Annotated in this window: 25 protein-coding genes and 1 pseudogene; 4 read left to right on the top strand and 22 right to left on the bottom strand. The window is 64.2% G+C overall.

Features of this window, described 5'->3' with window-relative positions:
- Positions 1-13: 13 nt before the first annotated feature.
- The 8 genes from SIN08_RS09445 to SIN08_RS09410 form a co-directional block, all read right to left on the bottom strand.
- Entirely contained in the window at positions 14-664 is a 651-nt protein-coding gene (locus tag SIN08_RS09445; RefSeq protein WP_322451332.1) for an ANTAR domain-containing response regulator, read from the bottom strand.
- A complete protein-coding gene (locus SIN08_RS09440; protein ID WP_322451331.1) occupies positions 661-1,821 on the bottom strand; it encodes a transporter substrate-binding domain-containing protein in 1,161 nt (386 codons plus the stop codon). The genes SIN08_RS09445 and SIN08_RS09440 overlap by 4 nt, the downstream gene beginning before the upstream one ends.
- Positions 1,822-2,070: 249 nt before the next feature.
- Entirely contained in the window at positions 2,071-2,640 is a 570-nt protein-coding gene (locus SIN08_RS09435) for a CHASE2 domain-containing protein (protein ID WP_322451330.1), read from the bottom strand.
- An 81-nt stretch (positions 2,641-2,721) separates the two neighbouring features.
- Positions 2,722-4,023: a TRAP transporter large permease gene (locus SIN08_RS09430; protein WP_322451329.1), complete on the bottom strand. Its 1,302-nt coding sequence runs from the start codon at positions 4,021-4,023 to the stop codon at positions 2,722-2,724.
- Positions 4,024-4,026: 3 nt separating this feature from the next.
- The gene (locus tag SIN08_RS09425; RefSeq protein WP_322451328.1) at positions 4,027-4,494 is read right to left on the bottom strand and encodes a TRAP transporter small permease; all 468 of its coding nucleotides are present in this window, start codon (positions 4,492-4,494) and stop codon (positions 4,027-4,029) included.
- A 59-nt stretch (positions 4,495-4,553) separates the two neighbouring features.
- Positions 4,554-5,552 (bottom strand): TRAP transporter substrate-binding protein, encoded by a 999-nt coding sequence (locus SIN08_RS09420; protein ID WP_322451327.1) that lies wholly within the window; start codon positions 5,550-5,552, stop codon positions 4,554-4,556.
- Between the two features lie 44 nt (positions 5,553-5,596).
- Entirely contained in the window at positions 5,597-6,907 is a 1,311-nt protein-coding gene (locus SIN08_RS09415; protein WP_322451326.1) for a phenylacetate--CoA ligase family protein, read from the bottom strand.
- Positions 6,904-7,686: a citryl-CoA lyase gene (locus SIN08_RS09410; protein WP_322451325.1), complete on the bottom strand. Its 783-nt coding sequence runs from the start codon at positions 7,684-7,686 to the stop codon at positions 6,904-6,906. The genes SIN08_RS09415 and SIN08_RS09410 overlap by 4 nt, the downstream gene beginning before the upstream one ends.
- A 114-nt stretch (positions 7,687-7,800) precedes the next feature.
- Between SIN08_RS09410 and SIN08_RS09405 the strand changes: the two genes are divergently transcribed.
- Positions 7,801-8,493: a GntR family transcriptional regulator gene (locus SIN08_RS09405; RefSeq protein WP_322451324.1), complete on the top strand. Its 693-nt coding sequence runs from the start codon at positions 7,801-7,803 to the stop codon at positions 8,491-8,493.
- Positions 8,494-8,638: 145 nt separating this feature from the next.
- On the opposite strand, the gene SIN08_RS09400 is transcribed toward SIN08_RS09405, so the two are convergent.
- The 6 genes from SIN08_RS09400 to SIN08_RS09375 form a co-directional block, all read right to left on the bottom strand.
- On the bottom strand, positions 8,639-9,115 hold the full coding sequence (locus tag SIN08_RS09400) for a hypothetical protein (RefSeq protein ID WP_322451323.1): 477 nt from the start codon (positions 9,113-9,115) through the stop codon (positions 8,639-8,641).
- A 2-nt stretch (positions 9,116-9,117) separates the two neighbouring features.
- Entirely contained in the window at positions 9,118-9,942 is an 825-nt protein-coding gene (locus SIN08_RS09395) for a DUF3100 domain-containing protein (protein WP_322451322.1), read from the bottom strand.
- A gap of 86 nt (positions 9,943-10,028) precedes the next feature.
- A complete protein-coding gene (locus SIN08_RS09390) occupies positions 10,029-11,573 on the bottom strand; it encodes an aldehyde dehydrogenase family protein (RefSeq protein WP_322451321.1) in 1,545 nt (514 codons plus the stop codon).
- Positions 11,566-12,540 carry an NAD(P)-dependent oxidoreductase gene (locus SIN08_RS09385; protein WP_322451351.1) on the bottom strand — a complete coding sequence of 325 codons (975 nt, stop codon included), beginning with the start codon at positions 12,538-12,540 and terminating at the stop codon, positions 11,566-11,568. The genes SIN08_RS09390 and SIN08_RS09385 overlap by 8 nt, the downstream gene beginning before the upstream one ends.
- A gap of 10 nt (positions 12,541-12,550) precedes the next feature.
- Positions 12,551-13,459 (bottom strand): LysR family transcriptional regulator, encoded by a 909-nt coding sequence (locus tag SIN08_RS09380; RefSeq protein ID WP_322451320.1) that lies wholly within the window; start codon positions 13,457-13,459, stop codon positions 12,551-12,553.
- A complete protein-coding gene (locus SIN08_RS09375) occupies positions 13,459-14,595 on the bottom strand; it encodes a M20 aminoacylase family protein (protein ID WP_322451319.1) in 1,137 nt (378 codons plus the stop codon). Before SIN08_RS09375 ends, SIN08_RS09380 begins: the two co-directional genes overlap by 1 nt.
- A 109-nt stretch (positions 14,596-14,704) precedes the next feature.
- On the opposite strand from SIN08_RS09375, the gene SIN08_RS09370 reads away from it, so the two are divergent.
- Positions 14,705-14,824, top strand: a complete 120-nt coding sequence (locus SIN08_RS09370; RefSeq protein ID WP_322451318.1) for a helix-turn-helix domain-containing protein — start codon at positions 14,705-14,707, stop codon at positions 14,822-14,824.
- Here SIN08_RS09370 and SIN08_RS09365 read toward each other — a convergent pair.
- The 5 genes from SIN08_RS09365 to SIN08_RS09345 are packed head-to-tail and all read right to left on the bottom strand — an operon-like array spanning position 14,794 to position 17,598.
- Positions 14,794-15,111, bottom strand: a complete 318-nt coding sequence (locus tag SIN08_RS09365; protein ID WP_322451350.1) for a glutathione binding-like protein — start codon at positions 15,109-15,111, stop codon at positions 14,794-14,796. The two genes, SIN08_RS09370 and SIN08_RS09365, sit on opposite strands and share 31 nt — an antisense overlap.
- Positions 15,111-15,290, bottom strand: a complete 180-nt coding sequence (locus SIN08_RS09360) for a hypothetical protein (RefSeq protein WP_322451317.1) — start codon at positions 15,288-15,290, stop codon at positions 15,111-15,113. The genes SIN08_RS09365 and SIN08_RS09360 overlap by 1 nt, the downstream gene beginning before the upstream one ends.
- Before the next feature lie 21 nt (positions 15,291-15,311).
- Positions 15,312-16,082, bottom strand: a complete 771-nt coding sequence (locus tag SIN08_RS09355) for a YggS family pyridoxal phosphate-dependent enzyme (protein ID WP_322451316.1) — start codon at positions 16,080-16,082, stop codon at positions 15,312-15,314.
- Positions 16,079-16,783 carry a glutamine amidotransferase gene (locus SIN08_RS09350; protein WP_322451315.1) on the bottom strand — a complete coding sequence of 235 codons (705 nt, stop codon included), beginning with the start codon at positions 16,781-16,783 and terminating at the stop codon, positions 16,079-16,081. The genes SIN08_RS09355 and SIN08_RS09350 overlap by 4 nt, the downstream gene beginning before the upstream one ends.
- Positions 16,784-16,794: 11 nt before the next feature.
- The gene (locus SIN08_RS09345) at positions 16,795-17,598 is read right to left on the bottom strand and encodes a hypothetical protein (protein ID WP_322451314.1); all 804 of its coding nucleotides are present in this window, start codon (positions 17,596-17,598) and stop codon (positions 16,795-16,797) included.
- Between the two features lie 21 nt (positions 17,599-17,619).
- Here SIN08_RS09345 and SIN08_RS09340 point away from each other — a divergent pair, with 21 nt between their 5' ends.
- Entirely contained in the window at positions 17,620-18,186 is a 567-nt protein-coding gene (locus tag SIN08_RS09340; RefSeq protein ID WP_322451313.1) for a MarR family winged helix-turn-helix transcriptional regulator, read from the top strand.
- A 250-nt stretch (positions 18,187-18,436) separates the two neighbouring features.
- Here SIN08_RS09340 and SIN08_RS09335 read toward each other — a convergent pair whose 3' ends face one another.
- Complete coding sequence (locus tag SIN08_RS09335) at positions 18,437-18,628, bottom strand: hypothetical protein (RefSeq protein WP_322451352.1); 192 nt, start codon at positions 18,626-18,628, stop codon at positions 18,437-18,439.
- Between SIN08_RS09335 and SIN08_RS09330 the strand changes: the two are divergent.
- A pseudogene (locus SIN08_RS09330) lies at positions 18,600-18,674 on the top strand (transposase); the annotation flags it as partial. The gene SIN08_RS09335 and the pseudogene SIN08_RS09330 sit on opposite strands and share 29 nt — an antisense overlap.
- A gap of 229 nt (positions 18,675-18,903) precedes the next feature.
- On the opposite strand, the gene SIN08_RS09325 reads toward SIN08_RS09330, so the two are convergent.
- Together SIN08_RS09325 and SIN08_RS09320 are read right to left on the bottom strand one after the other, a co-directional pair.
- Positions 18,904-19,692 carry an IS630 family transposase gene (locus tag SIN08_RS09325; protein ID WP_322451312.1) on the bottom strand — a complete coding sequence of 263 codons (789 nt, stop codon included), beginning with the start codon at positions 19,690-19,692 and terminating at the stop codon, positions 18,904-18,906.
- A gap of 92 nt (positions 19,693-19,784) precedes the next feature.
- Positions 19,785-23,237 (bottom strand): TonB-dependent receptor (locus SIN08_RS09320; RefSeq protein ID WP_322450624.1); only part of this gene is annotated, 3,453 nt, incomplete at its 5' end.

Genomic DNA, 23,237 nt, shown 5'->3' with positions numbered 1-23,237 from the left:
CTCTGGTTCTTTTTTATTTGGCCCGTCCGGACCGTGCAGCGGAGGCGGTGAGCCTCCGAATCCTCTCCACTTGCGTGGTCCCGACGAGGGATTCGCAATAGTCCTCCAGGCTCACGCGGGCCTTCATGCAGGCGCGCCTCAGGACCGCGTAGGCTTCGTCGTCATCGACGCCGTTCTGGTCCATCACGAGCAAGATCGCCTTCACCACGGAGCGCCGTCCGCGCCGCCGCTGGTCCCGGGCCGCGATCCGGCTTTCCAGATCGCGCCAGCGCAGATATCCGTTCATGCCCATGAAAAGTGCCGAATAGACCGAGCCCGTGTGCACCGGTTTGCGCAGGAATGCCGTTGCACCGGCATGAATCAGTCCCTTGAGACGGCTCGGTGCCTCCATCCCCACAATCCCGATGATCGGCGCGGGTGGCAGGTGACCGGCGCGGAACAGGGGCGGATCGAAGGAAAAATCCACATCGCCATCGAGGAAGACGATGTCACGATCGGCCGCCAACTCCGGCAGGGACACCGTGGCGGTCTGCACGCTCGTTGTGGCCACCTCCACGCCCAGACGCTTCAATGCGGTGGCGAGAACGTCCGAGGCGCCGGCATCCTGCAGAACGAAGTGCGCGCGGGAGCCGCGGAAATTCTGCTGGAGCCTCAAGGCGTTCATGAGACGATCCTCAGATTGGGCCGGCGGGCGACGAGCGTGTAGCGCGGGGCAGACTCGATCAGATAAGGGTCGGGTCGCACCGGTCGGCTGCTTTCCAGGATGATGTCGAAGCGCGCGCGCCCATTGGAGCGGCCGATGCGCGGCGTCAGGTAAGCGTGCCGGGAATCGCGATCAATGGAGACCCGGCCCTGCGGCGCCGTGATGGCCGCGCCGCCGACAGCCTCCCGCACCGGGTCGATGGCATCGCTCCCGGCACTGCGAAGCGCGTCAGAGAGCAGCCGGACGGCGATGAAGGTCGCCTCTGCATCCGCCGACATCGTCGGCCCGGCGGGAAAGCGCGCGCGGTAGGCTTCGATGAACCGGGCGTTCGCCGCGCTGTCGATCGTCGAGAAATAGACGCTCGAACTCAGATGCCCGTCAACGGCGTCGGGGCCGATCTCTTCCAACTCAGGTTCGGAAAGGCTGCAACTGGCGACCGGTATCTCGCGCGCCTGTTCGATACCGCGCTTCTCGCATGCGGCGCGGAAGGTGCGGAAGAAATGGTAGGCGCTCGTGCCGATCAGGGTGTTGAAGACGAAGCTCGGACGCGCATCGACAATCTTCTCGATGAGAGGGTCGAAGTCCGTCTCGCCAACGGGCAAATAGCGCTCGGCAATAACCTCACCGTCATTGGCCAGCAACGTCTCACGGAGGATGCGGTTGTTCTCCCATGCCCAGATGTAATTCGAGCCGACACAGAAGGCGTGCTTTCCGTACTCCTCGATCAGGTATCTGGTGAGCGGCAGGATGTGCTGGTTCGGTGCGGCACCGGTGTAGACGACATTCGCCGATGCCTCGAAACCCTCGTAATGGGAGGGGTACCACAAAAGCGCATCGTGCTTCTCGAAGAAGGGGATCACCTCCTTGCGGCTGGAAGAGGTATAGCAGCCGACGACGTGGCGGATCCCGTCATTCAGCATCTCGCGGGCAAGGCGGGCATATTCGGCGTTGACGCCACCCGGGTCGCCCATCACAGGCTCGAGCCTCACCCCGGCTTCCGGCTCCGCATTGACCTGCTCAAGGGCAAGCAGCGCACCGTTTAGCATCGACTGGGCGACCACCGAATACGGACCGGAGGTCGAGAACAGCAGGCCAACTCGGTAACACTTCGGCGCCATGACGGCTTGTCCCCTTATGCATACCCCAAAACGCAAAAAGCCCGCCGGCAACGCTGCCGCGGGCTTCACTGCCTGTCCCGGAATGCCGAAACGGCATCTGGACATTATCGACTTGTCGTTCAGGCGGCGCTTCGAATGAGCAACGCTGCTCGCGCCTAAATAATAGGCTTGCCTAGTTCACACGCATTGTCAACCCGGAATATAGCCCGGTTCGTCTCGCAATGCGACGCACACGTCCAGCAGGCGATGTCAAACGGCGCCGAGAGTCCATGGCCGGCATCGGCAAGAAGCATCCCGCCGCACGCCTGCCGTCATCAGCCGCCAGTCGACCATGGCCACGTGGCCGGTGTCCGTCTCTTGGCTCGCGCCGGTGCTGCGGACGACGAAAGAGCCGGCCCCCTGCGCGACCCGCAGAGCCTCAATCGACAGCGACGGATAAAAATGGCCCTGCGCCGCCGCCAGGAGGGGCAGAGAGCGCACGACGCCGTCGCCGCTCAGCGGGAACGAGAAAAAGTCCAGGCCTTCCGCCTGCCTTTCCAGGACCGGCAGATTGGTGAGGCCGCCGCGGAAGGCGGGAGGATATGTTGCTGGATCGGCACCGCCGAAGGCAAATCCCGCCTTCAGTGGTGACAGGGTCGCCGCGGTTTCGTTGCTGATCGCAATTCCGGCGACGACGGGATTGCGGGCAAACGCCTCGCTGAGTGCCACATCGTTGTCGGGCATGGTCGCGTCCTGCGGAACCGTGACCGAAACACCGGCGTCCTTCATGGCGGCGATGGCGCGCACGGGCGAAATGCGGTCGGCTTCGGAAAACACCATGTCGAAGGCATTTCGTCCTCCTTCTGTAAGGTTCCGCACGATTGGGTGGCAGTTAGCCGAACAGAGCTGTAACTCTACGCTTCACATCAGCAGGTTTGGGAGAAAAAGCGACAGGGCGGGTATCGCCACAAGAAGCGCGATACGCACGAAATCCGCGAGCAGAAACGGCACGACGCCTGCGGCGACCGTCTCGAAGCGCAGGTTCGGCACCGAGCTTGCAATGACGTAGAGGTTCATCCCGAGCGGTGGCGTGATGAGGCCAACCTCGACGACGGAAACGACGAGCACGCCGAACCAGATGGGATCGATCCCCATTTCCTGGACGATCGGGAATACCAACGGCAACGTTATGAGCATCATCGACAGGCTGTCGAGAAAGCATCCCAGGATGATGTAGATCACGAGGATCAGGACGATGACCCCGGTGGCCGAGAGCCCCAGGGTGCCGATCCAGTCGACGATGACGCGGGGCAGCGTGGAGGTTTCGATGAAAAACTGCAGAACGGACGTGCCGATCAGGATCATGAAGAGCATGGCGGTGGTAGAGGCAGTCTCGACCAGCGCGTCGCGTATGACCTGCCGGTTGAGCGACCCGCGCAGCCCTGCGAGGACGATTGCGCCGAAAGCTCCGACGCCGGCCCCCTCCGTGGGAGAGAAGATGCCCGCATAGATGCCCCCCATGACGACCAGGAAGAGACCAAGGATCGGGCTCATCATGCGCAGGGCAGCAAGGCGGTTTTCGCCATGAACGCGCTGCATGCGGGGCGCCCAGTCCGGACGAAGGGTGGCGAGAATTGTCACGGTGGTGATGTAGAGAAGGGCGGCAAGCACACCGGGTATCATGCCCGCCAGAAACATCCGCCCGATGGACTGCTCGGTCAGAAGGGCGAAGATGACCATGATGATGGAAGGCGGGATCAGGATGCCGAGAGTGCCTCCCGCGGCCAGAGCGCCGGATGTCAGGCGACGGTCGTAGCCGATCCCGGTCATTTCCGGCACCGCGACACGCGCCATCGTCGCGGCGGTCGCGAGGCTGGAGCCACACACGGCGCCAAAGAGGGCGCAGGCGCCGATCGTGGCGGAGGCAAGCCCACCGCGCCAGTGGCCTATCAGGGCATGCAGCGCCTGGTAGAGCGAGGCGGAGAGCCCCGCGCGGGAAGCAAAGGCGCCCATCATCACAAAGAGGGGAATGACCGAGAGCGAATAGCTCGATGACGTCACGAAGGGCTGCGAGCCGAGCACAAAACCCAGGCTGAACCAGCCGTTGATGTAGATGCCTCCAACCACACCCACCACGCCCATGGCGATGGCGACGGGAACGCGGATAGAAATCAGGGCCAGCAGCGCAACAAGCCCGACAACTCCAGTGAGCGGAGCAGACATGTGTTATTTCCCGAACACGGCGCGTGCGTATCGGACGACGAGCCATAGATTGGCCAGAGCGGCGACGGCCATGCCCGTGACGAGCGGTAACCAGTAGAAGATCATCGGGATGCCGATGGACTGGCTACGGTCTCCATAAGCATATTCCCGCATCATCTGCTGGAAGCCGAACCAGGCGACAGCCGCGAGGAATATCAGGGCGAGCAGCGCCGCAACGAGCGCGCAGACGTTCTGCGCCCGCAAAGGCATCCTGGCGGTGAAAACGTCGACCGCGACATGCTCTTCGGCCGCGAAGCCGCGAGGAATGGCGAGCATTGCACCGATCATCGTGCAGAGCGTGACGATGTCGGTCAGCCCATACACCGTCATACCGCTGAAGGAACGAAGGACGATGTCTGTCACGGTAAGGAAGACAGCGACAAGAAAAGCCGACGTTCCAGCAAGGGCAAGTGCGAGCGAGATTCGTTTCATGCCATCAGATCTCAGCATTCGAAGGGGTGCCGGAACCGAATCCGCCACCCCGTTCGATGTCACTCGCAGTCCTTCACCGCGTCGAGAATGGCGGCATAAGTGGTCTCGGCCTTCTCGACTTCCATGTCGGATTCGTTCGTCAGGTAATTGTCGATCACCGGCTGGAGCCGCTCACGCCATGCCTCCCGGTCCTCGTCGGACATCGGAACGATCTCGTTGCCCGCTGCCCTGGCCATCTCGACGGCCTCCTGATCCGTCTCGTGCCACCAGCGGCCCCAGTTCGAGAACACCTCGTCGCTGACCTCGTCGATGACCTGCCGCACGTCTTCGGGCAGGCTATCGAACTTGCGCTGGTTGAACACGATGTACATGGCGACCGGGTTGATGGCCGCGTCCAAATGATAGCCCAGCACCTCGTGCAGCTTGAAGGCACCGACAGGGCCCCAGGGCATGATGTTGCCGTCGATGACCCCGCGCTCGACACTCTCGTAGATTTCGGTGGGCGGCATGCCGACCGGGACCGCCCCGATCTCCTCGAGCATGGCCGTGATTGCCGAAGTGGGTGTGCGGATACGCAGGCCCTTGAGGTCGTCGAGTGTCTTGATCGGTTTCGACGTATGCGCGCCGCTCGGTTCCGTGACGGTCAAGTACAGCACGCGCGTATCGGGATAGTCGGAGGACATCTCGTCCTTCATCGCCATCATGGCGCAGGTGCCGATTTCCGAGTTGGGGACGGTGAAGGGGAGTTCCACAAGCACCGATTTCGGATGCCGGCCGCGCGGAATCGAAGGGATGCCCACGGAGACGTCGACCACACCGGTGCGCGCCTGATCGAACTGCTTGGTCGCATCGCCGAGAGCCGACCCGGCGGGGAAGAGCGTGAAGTGGACGCGCCCGCCGGTGCGCTTCTCGATCTCATCGGCCCAGGGCTGCATGGCCATGGTGTTGATGAAATGCGTCGACGGGAACATCGAGGACATCTTGAGTTCGTACTCTGCCGCCGCCGCGCCTGTCGCCGCGCCGGAGACCATCGCCAGGGCGATCATCAGGTTCTTCATTGGTTTCCTCCTCCATGAATGCTTTGCGTCGCGAGGCGCTCAGTTCATGCGCTCCTGTCGACGAGTTTCGATTTGTAGTCCGTGCGCGGCAGCGTTCCGAACGGCACGAGTTCCACCGCGCTGGTAAAAATCAGCTTGTCCCGGATGCGCTGACGAATGCGCTCTGCAAGAACGTCTTCCCCCGCGACGCCGTCGCTGAGTTCCACGCGGATTGGAAGGGGCGGCTCCTGCTTGACGCCGGGCTGGACGGGCCGGATCGAGATGACGCCTGTTACGTTCGGGGCGAATTCCGACACGACCTCGCGCACCGCCGTCGGGAAGACGTTCACACCCCGCACGATGAGCATGTCGTCGGTCCGCCCGATGCAGCGCACGCGCGGCGCGGTGCGCCCGCAACTGCAGGTGCCGGTACGGATCACGACATGGTCGCGGCTCCGGAAGCGCAGGATCGGCGCGGCGCGGTGGCGCAGATGCGTGTAGACCAGCTCGCCCTCGGCCCCGTCCTCGATCGGCAGCACATCTCCCGTGTCGGGATCGATCAGCTCGAAATGAGCGTAGCCGCGGCCGGAAAAATGCATTCCGTCCTGCGCCTCGCACTCACCCCAGAGAGATACGGAGACGTCGCCGATGCCCATGGCCTCGGTCACTTTTGCCCCCCAGGCATCCTCGATGCGGGCGCGCAGCGTAGGCTCTCCGCCGCCGGGTTCTCCGGCAACCAGGATGCGCTTCACGCTCGATCCCTTCAGATCGATGCCGCGCGCCTCGCCCCATTCGGCGAGATAGAGGGCGTAGGAGGGCGTGCAGGCGAGTGCGTCCGGCGCGAGAAGTTCAACCGCCGCCATCAGGCGCTCGGTGTTCCCCGCGCCAACCGGGATATGAGCCAGCCCCAGTGCCGCGAAGGCATCGAGCGTGACACCGGCCACGAAGGGTCCTGCGTTGTAGGTGGAGACCAGCCGGTCACCACGACCGATCCCCGAAGCTGAATATGAGCGCGACGAGATCTCGACCCAGTCGGCGACATCGGTGGCGGTCAGCGGAATATAGCTCGGAGTGCCGGTGGTGCCGCTGGTGGAGTAGATGCGCACGATCTGCTCACGCGGCACGGCCAGATGCCCGCCGATGGCATTTTCGGCGGTCCGGCTCTTCCGCAACGCGTCCTTGGTCGTGAAGGGCAAGGCGGAGATGGCGTCGAGCCCGCCCACGCTGGCCGCGTCGGCAAAACCCGCAGCGGTCAGCTTCTCGCGGTAGAAAGGCGCGTTCTCGAACAGGTAGGCGATCTGTGCGCGGTAGGCACCATCGTCCAGGGCTTGTTGCTCGTCCCAGTCCAGTGTTTCGGCGACCGGATCCCGCATCATGCAAGCTTTTCCTCGTAACTGATTGCCTCTTCGGCGTGATGGGCCATCAGGAACCCGATCGGGGTCTCCTTCTCTTCGGCGAGGTGCGCCAGAAGGCTTGCCGTGCGGGCGAGAATCGGCACGCCCTTCAGGATCGAGGCCGGAAAATCGAGATCCAGCAGCACGGCAGCGATCATCATCGAAACGTTCATCGTGAGCGGCTTGCCCCAGACCTCGTGGACTGCGGAGCGCGTGCGACGCGCGAGGTCGACATGCGGTCCCGCCACCCCATGCTGTTCCGCCAGTTCGAGAATGCGCTCAGTGCGTGGGTCGACCGGCTTGTGAACCGGATGGCCAAATCCCGGGATCTTAAGCCCTGCGTCGCGGATCCCCCGAACATGCGCTTCCAGGGCAGCATTCTTGTCTGCGGCGCTTTCGGTCGTTGACCGTGCTTGTTGCAGGTACTTCCCGCAGGCTTCCGCCGTTCCGAGAATCACGGTTCCGCATCCCAGGATGCCGGCGGCGACGGCCGCTTGCAGACAGCCGGGTTCGGCCGCCAGCGTCATGCGAGCCACCTGGTTTGTGGGCACCAGTCCGTGCTCGGCAATGGCGACGAGCAGCAGGTCGAGAAAGAATTCCTGCTCCTTCGTGGGCGACCGTCCGGTCGAAAGGAGAAAAAAGTAGGAGCTGAAGGAGACATGGCCCATGAGCTCCCGCGTCAGATCCCTGCCCCGCACGGTGATCGACGCAGCGTCGGCCGTGCTGATCGACGTTGTCGCGCTGCCACGCTTTCCAATCATGCAGCTTCCTCCCCTTGACCGCCACCAATATTGTCGGACAATCTTGCTGTTGTCAATCGACTGCGTTGCGGATAATAGAAGGCGAAGCGGTCAAAACGGTCTGGAGGCGTTCCGGTGCAGGTGATTGGCGAGACCGAAAGAAGCCCGCGCGGGGTCAAGGGGGAGCGCGTGACCGATGCGGTTCGCCAGGCAATCCAGAGCGGACGCTACGTCCCGGGCCAGCGTCTCGTCGAGGCAGACCTGACGGCGGAATTGGGAGTGAGCCGCAGCCTGCTGCGCGAGGCATTCCGGCTGCTTTCCGCCGAAGGGCTCATCGAGATCGTTCCGAACCGCGGGGCACTCGTGCGACGGCTCACGCGAACCGAAACATCCGAACTTTTCCAGATCCGCATCGAGCTCGAGGCTCTGGCTGCGCGCCTGGCTGCGGAGAATGCGCAGGATTTCGTCGTTCGCAGCAAGTTCGAGGAGGAAGTGGCGCCGATCTGGGCGGCAGAGATACGCCTGTCCGCATCGGCCTACCTCTCCGAAAACGAGCGCTTTCACGCGGCCGTCTTCAGCGCCGCTGGCAACAGTGCGCTCGAACAACTCAACCGTCAACTTCAGTTGTCGCTGATCATGGCACAGATCGCGACGTCCATGACGCCCGACACGATCGATGCGTCGATCTCCGAACACCGCGCAATTGCGCGAGCCATCCTCGATGGCGACCTGATTGCCGCCGACATCGCTGCCCGCGCCCACATCAGCCGCGCACGCGATTTCGTGCTGGGGATGCCTGATCAGGTGTTTCGAGCCGAGAGCGACTGATTTCCAGACATTCTGTCTTGGCGATGCGTTGCCCGCCGAATTGCGCTCGTGATCGTGGGTGATCTCCGCAGCACGAAGCCGCCACTCTTATGCGGAAGCCCGGAGACAGCCGCTTCTTACCGAAGCGGCTGTCACAAGTTATCCCTTAGAGGAACAGATCGGCCACGATCGCCGATCCAACATATGTGCCGGTCATCACGAGAACCGCGACGATAAAGAGCTTCCAACCCGAGGACCTGGCGATCTCGATCTCGCGCCGGGCGATGGCGATGCCGGCATAGGCCAGACAGGGGGTTGCGAGCGTCAGGAAGTTCACGTGGCTGACTTTCTCCAGCAGCCACGCGCTGCCTGGCGTCCAGGGCAAAGTCACCACGATGCCCACCAGCGAGATCCACGCGACCGAGGGAAGCCCCACCGGTACGATATGGGTCAGGACCAGCCCCAGGATTGCGATCACATACAGGATCGCCAAACCAACCAGCCCTTGCATGACCGTGGCATCGGTCGCCACCGTATTGCCGACCAGCGCGATCAGACAGACGGCGATCAGCAGTACCGCGTGCTGCGCCAGATCAGGCTTTGCCTCTGCTTCGAAATCAACGGGGAGTTCAGCATTGCTCATGGTCATTCTCCGGCAATGTTGGTGGCTGGCTCCTTGCGGCCCAGCAGGTCATAGAGCTTCTCGGTCACCGGCAGAGCGACGAAGATGCACAGATAGAGCCCGGTTGCGTAGGTCAGCACGTTGCTGGCGCCGGCCAGGGCGAGGATCTGATCTTTCATCTCCGGAACTGCATGGGACAGAGCGCCCGAACAGGCAGCCATCATCGAGCCCGAGCCAATACCGCAGGCCATCGCCAGCGCTTCGATGCTGAACAGCCCCGACGTCGCCAGAAGCGAGGCCAGGATGGCGAAGATGAAGGTGCCGAACAGCGTGCCGATGACATAGACGCCCATGACACCCGCGCCTTCGGGCGATTTCAGCCCGTATTTGTCCGCGATGATGGCGATGTTCGGCTCGCGCGCGACCGAGAAACTGGCGCCAATCGCTTCGCGCCCCATGCCAAGAAGCAACACGGCTACCGGGAACGCTAGCAGGATGGTGCCCAGATTTCCAAGCTCCTGGAGGATCAGCGCCGGTCCGGCAGCGATGATCTTTTCCATCGACGGGCCGATGATCGTGCCGAACTTGGCGATGAACGGCATGATCGCGATGACGATCAGGGGCGAAGCGGCACGAACCTCGCGCTGGCCCATCCAGGCCCCGGCCTTGCGCACGACATTCGGGTTGAGTACCAACCCCATCACGAAGGCATAGAGCAAGGGCAGAAGCAGGATCGAGCCGATACCGATCGGCACTGCAATGACGCCGATGGCCTCGGCGATGATGGTGATGACCAGCACGCTCAGATGGAGGCGCCAGTCGAAAAGGATGTCTTTTGTCCTGTCCATGAATTCCCCTCTCTTGATCCTGGGCCCATTCTTGACGCGGGCTCAGATGGAACAAAAGGCGGCCCGGTCAGGACCGCCCGCGTGATTCAGCCAGGCGAATAGCCGAAGCCGATGGCGGGGTCGGCTGCGGTTTCCACCCAGACCGATTTCGTCGTTGTGTAGGCGGCCAGCGCCTCGCGACCCGAGGACCTGCCGTAACCCGACTGGCCAAAGCCGCCAAAGGGCGACATGACGTTTATGGTCTTATAACTGTTGATCCAGAAGGTGCCGGCGCGCACTTTTGCCGCAACCCGATGCGCGCGACCGACATCACGGGTCCAGACCGCGCCCGCCAGCCCATAGGGCGTGGCGTTTGCCAGCGCGACGGCCTCGTCTTCGTCATTAAAGGTCAGGACCGACAGGACCGGGCCGAAAACCTCTTCGCGGGCGATCTCCATCTGAGGGGTCACACCGTCCAGAATTGTCGGGGCGTAGAAGAAGCCGCCCGTCTCGCCCAGCGTCACAGGCTTTCCGCCACCGGTCGCCAGTTGCGCGCCCTCGGAGACGGCTGCGCGGACCATGCCGTCCACCTTGTCCCATTGCCGGGCATTGTTGACAGGACCGACCTGCGTTGCCGGATCCAGCGGCAACCCCACCGGGATCCGCGGGCTGGCCTCGGCCAGTTTTTTTACCAGCTCCGCGTGGACACTGCGATGCACCAATAGACGCGAACCTGCCACGCAGCTCTGCCCGCACGCGGCAAAGATCGCCGCCTGTGCGCCGACGACCGCGCGATCTATATCCGCATCACCGAAAACGATATTGGCGGATTTGCCGCCCAGTTCCAGCACCGAGGGGATGAGCCGCCGCGCCGCCGCTGCCGCAATGGCCGCGCCGCCCACTGCCGAGCCCACGAAGACGACCAGCCCTGTCGCGGGATTCTCGATCATCTTCTGTCCCGCCGTCGGCCCCTGCCCGGCGATCACGTTGACCAGCCCCTTCGGAGCCCCTGCCTTCACGCACAGGGCGGCGATTACCAGCGAGCTGAGCGGCGTCAACTCCGAGGGCTTCAACATGACCGCATTGCCGGCGCAGATCGCGGGCGCCACCTGCCAGCAGCAGGTGAAAAGCGGCGCATTCCAGGGGGTGATCTGCGTGACCACCCCGATGGGTTCGTGACGGGTATAGTTGAGGTGGCTCGTGGGGACCGGGATCACGTCACCGGTGATCTTGTCGCACCAGCCCGCGTAATATTCGAACATTTCGGCCATGCGGGCGGGTTCACCCCCCACGTCACGGATCGGGCGCCCGGCGGAAATCGCTTCCAGACGCGCCAGCGGCTCGGCATGCGCGCGGATCTGGCGGGCGATCTCGAACATGATGCGGCCGCGTTCGGAAGCGGTCTTGCGCCACCAAGCGCGCTGCGCCGCGACGGCCGCCTCGGCCGCCGCCTCGACGACCGCCTCACCCGCCTCGGAAAACTCGCTGAAGACCTTGCCGATCGCAGGATCAGTCAGCGCCAGCGTCTCGCCGTCGCCCGGCATGAGCCGTCCGGCGACATGGCTTTGCACCTGGGGGCTGCCCAGAAGTTCCGTCATCAGCCGCGCAACTTCGGTCCGGCTGTCGAGAGCAAAAGTCATATCGTCAGCCATTCGCATTCTCTTTCGCGCCGGCCTCCAGACGGCCCAGCAGCATGAAATCCTGATTGTCACCGATGCCCGAACGTACCTCGGACCAAAGTGCTGCGACCAGTTCCGAGACCGGCAGCGCGCAGCCCGACTCCTGCGCCAGCTCCAGCGCCAGCCGCACGTCCTTACGCATCAGCCCGGCAGAAAAGCCGCTGTCGAAACTGCCGCTCAAAACCCAGTTCGGGAAATGCACCTCGCTCAGCGCGCTGCGGCCCGTGGCGCTGTTGATGACACGGAGCGCATCCTCGGCAGGCAGGCCCGCGGCTTCGGCCAGGCGCAGCCCCTCGGCCGTGGTCAGCATGTGGCAGGCCACCAGCATGTTGTTGACGAGTTTGGCGATGTTCCCGGCGCCGCTGGGGCCGACATGGATCACCTTCGCCGCCATTGCGTTCAGCACCGGCTGCGCCTTGGCGACCCAATGCGCATCCCCGCCCAGCATCACCGACAGCGCGCCTCCGGCGGCACCTTGCGGGCCGCCGCTGACCGGAGCGTCAAGAAAGCCATGGCCGAGATCGGCCAGCTTTGCTGCCAGCTTGCGGCTGACCGCCGCCTCGGATGTCGAGGTATCGATGATGACCTTTGGCTCGTTGAAGGCATCGGCAGCCAGCCCGGCCTCGATGGTTGCTTCGACATGACTGGCCAAAGGCAGCGAGAGCACTACCACGTCGCCGGCGGCAATCACCTCGGCGGGCGTCGCAAGCGTGGCGATTCCAGCCTCGGCTGCCTTAGTCATCGTTGCTGGAGACAGATCATAGGCCGCGACCGCAAAACCCTTGGCAGAAAGGGTTCGGGCCATGCCCATTCCCATCGCCCCAAGTCCGATCACACCGATCGACTGCGCCATGATGCCTCCCACTTCACTTGGCTTCGTGACACTGCGGTGACATCGTGTTCTTGAGTAGACTTGGAATCCGGTACGATGTGTTGCGATTTTCGCAACACTATTCGCGAAACGCGACCATATGCGCCGCCAGATATTCGGCTGTCAGCGCCGCCGACTGCGGCAGCCTGCGGCGGGCGCGAACCATCAGATGCGCGCTGACATGCTGAAGGCTTTCCTCGTCCAGATCGACGATGGCAACCTCACCCCGCTCAGCCTGGATCGAGGCCGAGAAGCGCGGCAGGAATGTTCCGCCCATTCCCGCGCCCACATAGCGGATCAACGTGGCGATGGACGAGGTTTCGACCTGCGGGCGCAGGGCCAGGCCCTGATCGCTGGCCGCGCGTGCGACCAGATTGCGGATCGCGTGACGCCCGTCGAGCATTGCCACCGGCTGCGCCAGCATCTCGGTCAGTGGAATGTGCCCGCGCGCCGCCAGGGCCGACCCGACCGGTACGATTGCGCAAAGCGGCTGGCGCGCGAAAGCAACCGAGCGCGTTGCCTCTGTCGGTACCGGATTGTAGGCGATGCCCAGATCGACCTCGCCCTCGATCACGCGGCGCTGGATTTCTTCAGTCCCGGCCAATTCGATACGGAACCGCAGTTGCGGATGGTTGCGGCCGAGCGGTGCCAGACCGTTCTGCATCAGATCGGCGGCGAAGCCCTCTCCCACCGCGATCCGCACCACTTGACCGCCAGCCTCCCGGAATTTGCCCAACTCGTCGAGCAGGAACGTCTGTTCATCCTGCTGATACAGCGCATGCTCGCGAACCAAACGCCCTGCATCGGTCAGGCTGATGCCCTGCGCGCTGCGATCCACCAGCGCAACGCCCAGGCGCGCTTCGACTTCGGCCAGCTTGCGGCTGATCGCCGAAGGCGCGATGTTCAGCCGCTCGGCCGCGCGGCGGATCGACCCTTCCTGCGCGACGATCAAGAACGCGCGCAGGAAGCGGCTGTCGAGCGCATCCATCAGGCCAAGACCTGCCGCACCAGTCGCACCCAGAATTCGGCGCCGGTCGGCAGCACGGCATCGTTGAAATCGAAATGCGGCGAGTGCAGTCCCGGATTGTCGCCCTCGCGCGCCGCACCCAGCCAGATATAGGCGCCGGGCTTCTCGTTCAGCATGAAGGCGAAATCCTCCGAGGCCATGCTGGGTTCAGTTTCGCTGGTATCGAGGCCCATCGTCTCGCCGACCCGCCGAACCAATGCCGCCTCGGCCGCGCTGTTGATGGTCGCGGGATATCGACGCTGGTAGTCGACGCTGGCCCGGCAGCCATGCGCCGCAGCGACGCCGTGCACGACTTCGGACAGCCGCGCCTCGATTTCATCGCCCGCCTGCGGCAGGAACCAGCGCGCCGTGCCGCGCAGGACCGCGCGGTCCGGGCAGACATTCCAGGCAGAGCCGGTATGGATCTGCGTCACCGACAAGACGCCAGGGACCAGCGGCGACAATCGCCGCGCCGGGAGTTCCTGCAAAGCCGCTGCCATCCGAGCCGCCGCAGCGACCACACCGTCGCTTTGTTCGGGCATGGCGGCATGGCCGCCGCGGCCCTCAATGATGATTTCGAAAACCGCGAAAGCCGCCATCATCTCGGCATCGCAGGCGACGAGCCGTCCGGGAGTGAGGCCAGGCCAGTTGTGAATGCCGAAAACCGCATCACAGGGAAACTCGCGGAAGAGGCCATCCTCGATCATCACCCGCGCGCCGCCATCATTTTCCTCGGCGGGCTGGAAGATCAGCATCACGCTGCCGCCCGCCACACCCTCGGCAGCGATCTGTCGTGCGGCCAGAAGCAACATCGCGGTATGCCCATCATGACCGCAGGCATGCATCTTGCCCGGATGGGCCGAAGCGTAATCGAGACCCGTCGCTTCCTCGATCGGCAACGCGTCGATGTCGGCGCGCAGCCCGATTGAACGGCTGCCCTCGCCCAGCCGCGCGACCACGCCGGTTTCCGCCAGCCCGCAATGGACCCGCCAGCCCCAGCCCTCGAGCAGCCCTGCGATCAGCTTGGAGGTCCGCGTTTCCTGAAAGCCCAGCTCGGGATGGCGGTGCAGGTCGTGACGCCATGCGATGGCCTCGGCGATATGAGCGCTGTCGAACATCTGTCTTTCCTTTTCTGAAACGTTAGCAGAATGCTGCCTGGACACTCGACGGGCAGCAAGCACCAGCGCGCCGGCAGGTTCGTGAAAAGCGAACCAGCGCTTGTCAAGGATGAGAGTGGCCTCGCATGAGGGACTGCATGCCGTTTCGTTTCGCGCAGTGGCGACCGAAGCCGGAGTTTCGCTGCGTCTGGTTCAATATTACTTCGGGACCAAGGCCGGTCTGACATAGGCGCAGCGGAAGCCGACATAGACGGCGTAGAAATCGGCCGGAAGCCACGCGAATCCCGGCAGTGCGGCGACGCGCTCACACCATCTCGTTATCGCAGGGTAGTCTTTGATGCTCAGATCGGCTTCGTACGCCAGTGCGATATAGGGAAAGCATGCGATGTCGGCGATCGTTGCTTCGTTCGTTGCGAGCCAGTTCCGCTGCGCCAAGTGCGAGTCCATGATGCCGAGGATACGATCCGCGGCCGCGGCTGCCGCTTGCTCGTCGAAGGGGCGGCCAAGCTTTCTGATCAGACGCAGCGTGCCGATGCCGCGGCCTGGCCGAACGGATTGAGGGCGCGGTAGCCCTCCTCGCGCTGTTCCCCGGCGGCAAGATCGAGCGGCCGCAGCGTTGCCTGCCCGCCGATCAGCGAGAGGAACAGGCGCACCTTACGGCTGTTTCCGGAAATCTCGCCGTAATAGAGTTCCACCGGTTTCCCTCCATTCCTGTTTCACGCGGGCCAATAGTAGCTGTCCGGAAGAAGGCGCGGCCCGAATATGGCCTGGCCGACGCGGATCACGGTCGCGCCTTCCTCGATCGCGACCTCGAAATCGCCCGACATTCCCATCGAGAGTTCGTGGAGTTCCACGCCGTTCGGCGCATCCGCACGCAGGCGATCGCGCAGGGTGCGCAGCCGCACAAAACACTCCCGGACACGCCGGTGATCTGCGGAGAGCACGGCGAGCGTCATCAGGCCGCGCACCTTCAATGCCGGATAGCGCGGCAGGAGTTTCAGGAAGGGCTCTACCTCGTCCGGCGCGAGGCCGTATTTACTCTTCTCATCCGAGCTGTTCACCTGCACGAACACATCGAGCGCGCGGCCTTCGATCTGCAGTCTACGATCGAGCGCTTCCGCGATCTTTGCACTATCAAGCGCCTGGAATTCCGATGCAAAGCGGGCGACATATTTCGCCTTGTTCGTCTGCAGATGCCCGACAACCGACCAGCGCACCGGCAGATCGGAAAGGGCCTCCGCCTTCATGCGAGCTTCCTGCACCTTGTTCTCACCGAAGATCGTGCATCCGGCTTCGATGGCATGCCGGATTCGACGCTCCGGGACGGTCTTCGTGACAGGCAGCAGCCGGACCTCGGAAGGGCTTCGCCCGGCGCGGGTGCAGGCGGCATCAATGCGGGCATGAACGGCCTGCAGATTGCGGCGGATCAGCGCCACATCCTCTGTGTCGTCCCTGTCCGTACCATGCGTGTCGGCAGACGCTGTCATGGGCGCAGGCCACCTAGCCACGCGCTGCAGGTTGCCTCCGCCTTCCTTGCGAGCGCGGGCCCGTAGTGCAGGGCCTGCGCGCGCAGTTCCGGGATATCGATGTCGGCGGCGCCAAGTTCGCCGGTATGCCCGATCAGCCAGCGCTCGAAACCCGCGCCGCCGGCCTCCGGGTGAAACTGAAAGCCGATAACGTTTGGCCCCATCGAGAAAGCCTGGTTGGTGCAGGCTTTCGTCGTGGCAAGGTGAACGGCGCCTGTGGGCAGATCGAAAGTGTCGCCGTGCCAGTGCAAGGTCACCGCGTCTTGCGCAAAGGGTGAGAGGCAAGAGAGGCGCCCGGAATCGGTGAGTTCGATCGGCGCGAACCCGATCTCCTTGGCCGAACCCGGATAGACCCGCGCGCCGGCGGCGCGGGCGATCAGCTGCGCGCCGAGACAGATGCCCATCACCGGACGTCCGGCTTCCAGGCGCTTGGCGAGAAGCCGCACTTCGTCTTCCAAGAACGGATAGTTGCAGTCTTCATAGGCGCCGATGGGACCGCCGAGCACAATGAGCAGGTCAGGGTCCGCCTTGCGGAGAGCCTCCCATTCGTCGAGTCCGACATCATGATAGCCCACCGTGTAACCGGCCGCACTTATGGCGAGGCCGAACGCACCGAGATCCTCGAATGCCAAGTGCCGAATTGCGATTGCGGATTTTCCCATCGGCGGCCTCCCTAGTCGATCGTTCCGGGCAGGCCGAGGCTGCCAGCCGCTTCAAAGACGTCTGTGACGCACAGCAAGGGGGCGTGGATGTTCGCGTTCACCTGCAGCGCCGCCGTGACGGCATCGAACTTCACGCCTTTGAGGTCCGTTTCCGGATCGAACGGGACGCGCACGCTCAGACTGTCTTCGGTGAACTGCGGATGCCAGCCGGGGCTGTCGATCAGGATCGGCAGGTTCGGCCAGGTCTTGGGAAGCCGGGGCGTCTCACCCTCCGGGATGTCCTTGACCTTCAGCGCGCCCCCGCCGCAGGCATCATCCTCAACGAGAACAACCCAGTGCGAGTGCCAGCGGCGCCCGTCATTGCCCAGATCGCCATCGCCGTCTTCATCAAAAAGCGGCGTGTCGTCGAAATCCGGATGGGCAGTAACGGCAAAGGCGAGGATGCCCGCCTCCGGTTCAAATCCGACGACACCGGAATCGAACGAGGTCGGCCAGACATAGGACCATACCGGCGCACCACGAAGCTGGCCTGCCGCCTCCGGAACGGCGCTGCCCGGCGCGGCCTTCAGTTGCATCGAGAAGACGAGATCGTTGCCCTCCGCCGTGATGTCGGCTTGGTGAATATCGAAGGCCGCAGGCTGCGTTGCCGCCGTGCCTTCAATGCTGTGAGCCTGGACCGGCGCTGCCGCAAGGGCCGCGATCAGCGCAGGAAGCGCAAGTGCTGTAGGGACGCGAAATGACACATGGGCTCCTTTCTTGCTCATATAGTAGTGAGTCGCTATCATATCGCTAGCAATGTGGTCGCGAGCCGTCAAGAAAAATAGCGAGTCGCTACTATGTCAGAAGATGAAGCACGCCGGGCAGCCGATCTGATCGAACGCATCGGCCGGCTGATCCAGGCGGAAGAGCAGAAGAGTCCCCTGAATCCGGCGCAGTGGGAGGCGCTGCGCTATCTCGAAAAGGCGAACCGCTTCTCGCGTACGCCTGCTGCGCTTGCCGAGTATCTCGGCTCGACCCGGGGTACGGTTTCTCAGACGCTGATTGCGCTTGAGAAGAAGGGCTGCGTTGAGCGGCGGCAAAGCACGCGCGATCGCCGGTCGGTGGATATGACCCTGACCGATGCCGGCCGCGCACAGCTTGCCGAAGACCCGCTGCGGGAATTCGCGGCGCATATTGCTGCGACCGGTACGGACGGCACCCTGGAAGAGGCGCTTTCGGCCGTTCTTCATGAAGCCATCCTTCAAAACCGCTCAAAGAGCTTCGGCATCTGCGCGACCTGCCGCTTTTTCCGTCGCGATGAGCGCGCCGGCGATCGCACGATGCCGCATCGCTGCGCATTGCTCGATGTTCCGCTCTCCGATGATGATTCCGGCCGGATCTGCGCCGAGCAGGAGCCTGCCTAGGTAAGCTTTCCTGCCGAACGCGCTTTGCCAAAGCGATATCGCGGCAGGCCTATCGCGCAGCCCTCGACCAACGCCCACCAGATCGCGAGAGTGAGGCCGAGATCCGTAAGGTCGCAGCAGGGGTAGCCGCAATCTATGTGCGCGGACTGGACGCCTGAGCCGCGCGGGGCGCCTTGGCGGCGCCCCGGCTCATTCTCATCACAGACTCGGCCCGTCAACTCGGATGCTCTGCTCCATGGCCAGGCACTGGTCATAGATGAAGACGTCGAAGCCGGCCGGCCATCTTGTCTTCCCATTCGGGCGTGAGCGTATTGACGCATTCGATGACGACGCGGTCGATATCGTTGTCGAACACGGCCCAGGGATTGGAAAGGTCCGCCTTGTCGACTGTTTCGCCCGGCCTGACGGTGCCGAGGGTGGGCCGGATCTCAAAGATGGGCAATCGATATATCCGGCGGTTGCTGTATCTGGGTGCCATGGCGCAGATCACGGAAGCCGCAGGCCACTGCCGCCTGATGGCTCAAGGAACGGTCAGGGCAAAGTGAAGTGAGGTGATGGCGAACGGACGGAGACGAAGAACCAGGATACCCCGATCAATCCGACGCGCCTCGATCGCGTTCGATTGAGTGGGACCTGTTCTCAAGCGGATATTCATCAGGGCGCGCAGCGATCCCGTTGCACATTCAGACGCCGTATATATGGCCGCAACCGATCTGTTCACCAAACCCGATCTGACACCCTTGACCCGCAGGAGCCATCCATACAGGGATTGAAGTCGGGCGAATATGGCGGCAGGAGCAGCAGGTGAGCCCCGGCGGTACGGATGGCCCGACGCACGGCTTCGCTCTTGTGGCTACCGAGATTGTCCATCACGACGACATCACCCCGCTGCAGGGTCGGAGCCAGCACCTTCTCGACACAGGTGCGGAAGATATCGCCATTCACCGGGCCATCGAAGACCCAGGGCGCATCGATCCGGTCGTGCCTCAGCGCTGCGATAAAGGTCGACGTGTTCAGTGCCCGGACGCTGCCGCGCCCGGCAACCGTTCCCCCTTTCGGCGCCCAGCCCCTGAGCGCCGCCATATTGGTCTTCACCCAGGTTTCGTCGATGAAGACCAGCCGCTTCGGGTCGATCCGCCCCTGATGGCGCTGCCAGCGTTCACGGCGGCGCCTCACATCAGGGCGGTTGCGTTCATCCGGCGACCAGCGTCTTTTTTTGAAACTGAGCCCGCAGGCCCGCAGGAACCGCCAGATGGTATCGTGGTTGACCGCGACACCACGTTCGGCCAGGAGCGCCTGAAGCCCTTTCAGGGTTGTCTCCGGACGGGTCCGGACCTGATCGAGCAGCCAGTCCCGCTGCCCCTCCAGCGGTGCCCGCCCATCTTGCCCGGGCTGACCGAGCCGGTCTGCGCCGCCCAGCGCGGTTTTCTTCGCCGTTATAGCCCGAGAGATTACAGCACGATTTCTGTGCAGCGGAACAGCCTTGCGTCGGCGAGAGGCCGACACCCCGAACCACCGGCCTCGATGCCGATCCTGATAAGCTGCGAGGACTCCCGCTTTTCGCAGACGCCCCTCCGCTGATCGTGAGCGGAGCGCGGTCAGAATTTTCCGACGACGTTGAGGAAGACGCCCTGGTCGTCGAGGGTGAGGTCTCTGAGGTCGTCGGAGAAGCGTCCGAAGTTGTAGCCGACGCCGACCTTGAAGTTGTTGCCGACATGGCGGTAGAGGGCGGCGAGGGCGCCATACTCGGTGTCGACGTCGGGGATGTGCATGAGGCGGCCCTCGACGAGCAGGTCCCATTTCTTGATGAGATGCAGGTCGGCGCGCAGGATGCCGAGATGGGCGGAGGATTTCTGCCATTCCTCCTCGAAGGCGGTGTGCGAACCGTGCCCGGTGCGGTATTTGACCTCGCTGATGCGGAAGCCGTATTTGCCGCCGATGGTGAGCCAGGGCACGAGGTCGTAGCTGACGTCGGCCGACAGGATGTGGCTGCGCTGGGCCGGCGCATGGGAATCGCCGGTCGCACCGCTGATCACTTGCCTGTTGCCCGGCAGGTCGTAGAGCCAGGTGTATTTGAACAGCGCGTTCAAGCGGTCGTTGTCGACCGGCCGGTAGGCGTAGCCGAGCGAGGCCTCGACATAGTCGGTGTCGGCGAAGAAGACCTCGCTGGACTTGGTGTCGGAGACCACCGCGTCGACATGGGCGAGCAGCCGCCAGTCGGGGCTGGTCTTCCAGCCGAGGCCGGCGGCGAACAGATAGGAGTTCTGGTCGCGCGTGCCGTCGTCGGAGCGCTCGATCCTGACCTCGCCGCGCACCCGCGCATTGATGCCCGCCTCCTCGTCCTTGTAGGCGAGGCTGAGCGAGGGCGCGTAGCGGTCGAAGTCCTCGCGCGCTTTGCCCTCATAGACCGTGTCGTCGCGCACCCGGCCGATCTCCAGCCCGGCGTCGACGGTCCACTGGGCGTCGGGCGTATAGACGACGCCATAGGTCTGGGTGAGCGACTTGCGGTTGCCGTAGAGGTCGTAATTGCTTTCCGAATAGGCCGACACCGCCTCGCCCATGCGCCGGCGCATGCCGGCGACGATGGTGCCCTTGTCGGTGCCGTAGAGGTCGCGGCTGTTGTCGAGCTGGAAGGCGCGGTCGGGGTCGAGCCGGTAGCCGACATAGTAGTGGTCGTCGGCGGTCGGGTCATAGGTGATGCCGGCCAGCCCGCCGATGCCGTGCGTGCCGTAGGAGACCTCGCCGGTCACCCCCACCTTCTCCGTCAGCCGCCATTCCGCGCCGACGCCCACCCGGTCGTTGCGGTCGATGTCGCGCGAGCGGTGAACCGTGCCCTGCGCGAAGCCGTAGACCAGCCGGTCGTCGTCGAAGCGGTAGTCGATGCGCACACCGGCATCGACGCGGCTGCCGTCATAGCCCGACTTGCCGGCCCGCCTCGCCCAGGGCGACATGATCTCCGTATAGGTGACGCCGAAGGAGGCCTTCCAGTGCCGGTCGAACTGCCAGCTGACGCTGCCGGTGCCGTCGCGCCGCACCCGCCCGTCACCGTCCTTCAGGTCGTCATAGGCGAGCTTCAAACCGAGATCCTCGGTCAGCTCCAGGTCGGCGTGGGCGCCCCAGATGCGCCGGTCGACGCCGGCATGGTCGAAGAGGCTGGCGTAGCCCGCCTCCTTCTCCTCGTAATAGCCACCCACCGTGCCCTTGATGCCGGCGCCGGCCTCCTCGAGGTCGACCTGCCCGCGCACGCGCCAGGCCGTGCCCTCGTCGTCCGCGCCGGCCGGCGCGCCGGGCCGGTTGTCGCCCCAGGTCAGCCCGCCATCCACCGATTGCGACAGGTTGAAGCCGCGCCCCTTGGAATGGGCGATCTCGGCCTCCAGGAAGGTGCGCTCGGAATGGCGGATCTGGATATCGGCGCCATAGGCCTTCTGGTCGGCAAGCTCGGTCGAATCGTCCATGCCGGTCACGCCGAGGCGGACGTGATCGTTCAGCCAGTGCTGGGCGCGCCCGCCATAGACATAGCCGTCGACATCGCTCGCCAAAGGCTCGTACTCGTAGTCCACCGTCAGATAGAGCCGCTCGCCGCCGAGCGCGCCGTTACGCACGGGGCCGCGCGCCCCGGTCATGGAATTGAGCGGCCGGCGCAGGATGATCACGCCCTGCATGTAGTCGAAGTGATAGTCCTCGCCATAGGCCAGCGTGCGCCGTTCGACGACGCGGTCGGTCACCGGATCGCGCACCTCCACGCGCACCGTCTCCGAGCCCTCGACGATGTCCTGGCGCTTCAGGAAGTAGGCCGAGCCGCCGGTGCCCCGGAACACCTCGCGTGAGGGGAGCGTGTCGGGCTGGGCGGCGTAGAGGGTGACCTCGGTGCGCCGTTCGCCGAAGGGCGTCGCCGCTTCGGAGCGGTAGACGGCGTTGGCCCCGTAGAGCGCCCGGTCGGAACGCAGGAACTCGGTGCCGGTGATCGCCGTCTTGTAGTTGCCCCACATCACGTGGCTGTCGCCGCGCTCCAGCCGCACATAGAACTTGCCCTTGGTCGGCGCGTCCTCGACCATGGTCGAATCGTCGCCATAGACCGGGTAGTAGTCGTCCGGATCGAGCCGGCGCAGGATGCGCCGCGGGTCCTCCTTGTCGAGGTTGCGCCAGAGCGCGTCGAGATCGTCCTCGCCGGTGTCGGCGGCCGCCGTCAGCAGATACTTCCCCTTGATCTTGCCCTTCAGATAGAAGGCCAGCCTTCCCTTCGAATAGACCTCGTCATATTCGCCCGGCCGCACCTCCTCGATCCGGTCGTCGCCCATCCGCTTGCCGATGGTGAGATCGGCCAGCGCGACGTAGAACCAGTCATTGTCGGGAATGTTGATGTCGCGGGTAAAGGTGAGCCCGCCGGTCTTCGACGCGCCCTTCACCGCGACCGCCACGGCATGGTCGCCCGGCGGCAGGATGCGCTGCACCACGAAGGACTGCTCGCGATCGAGCGGAATCGTCTCGCCCAGCACCTCCACCCGGTAGCCAGGCGGAACGTTGCGGCCATAGACCGTCACCGCCCCGCCATTGACGGGAATGTTGTGGAAGGCGGTGCGGTCCTCGCCCCAGCCGGGCGCAACCGCGTCCTCGCGCCTGTGGTCGGCCAGATCCGCACGGTCGGTGCGCGCAATCGTCAGCGGCACCGTCTCGTCATAGCGGCCCCTCTTGTCATGGACGCGCAGCACATAGGCGAACGCGCTCTCTTCCGCCGCCGGCATGGTCCAAGAGGCCGTGCCGTTGATCGCGACGGGAATGATGGCCAGCGGCCGGCCCTCGTGCACCGCATCGGCTTCGAAGATGCGGATCTCCGCCTTGTCGATAAAGGCCGGATAGTTGCTGGTCGCCAGGAACGTCACCGCCTCGCCGGCCGAATAGGTGCGCTCCACCGGCATGGTCGACACGTTGAGAAGCCGCCCCGCCTCGAGCCCGTCGAACTTCACCTGGATGTCGACCGCCGACAGCCCGACATCGGCCTGCCGCTGCCGGTCCACCGGACGGACAGCCCCTTCGACAGGCTCAGGACGGGC

It is taken from the genome of Chelativorans sp. M5D2P16 (assembly GCF_034427935.1).
Lineage (GTDB): Bacteria > Pseudomonadota > Alphaproteobacteria > Rhizobiales > Rhizobiaceae > Chelativorans.
This window is presented reverse-complemented; position numbering and strand designations above follow the sequence as displayed.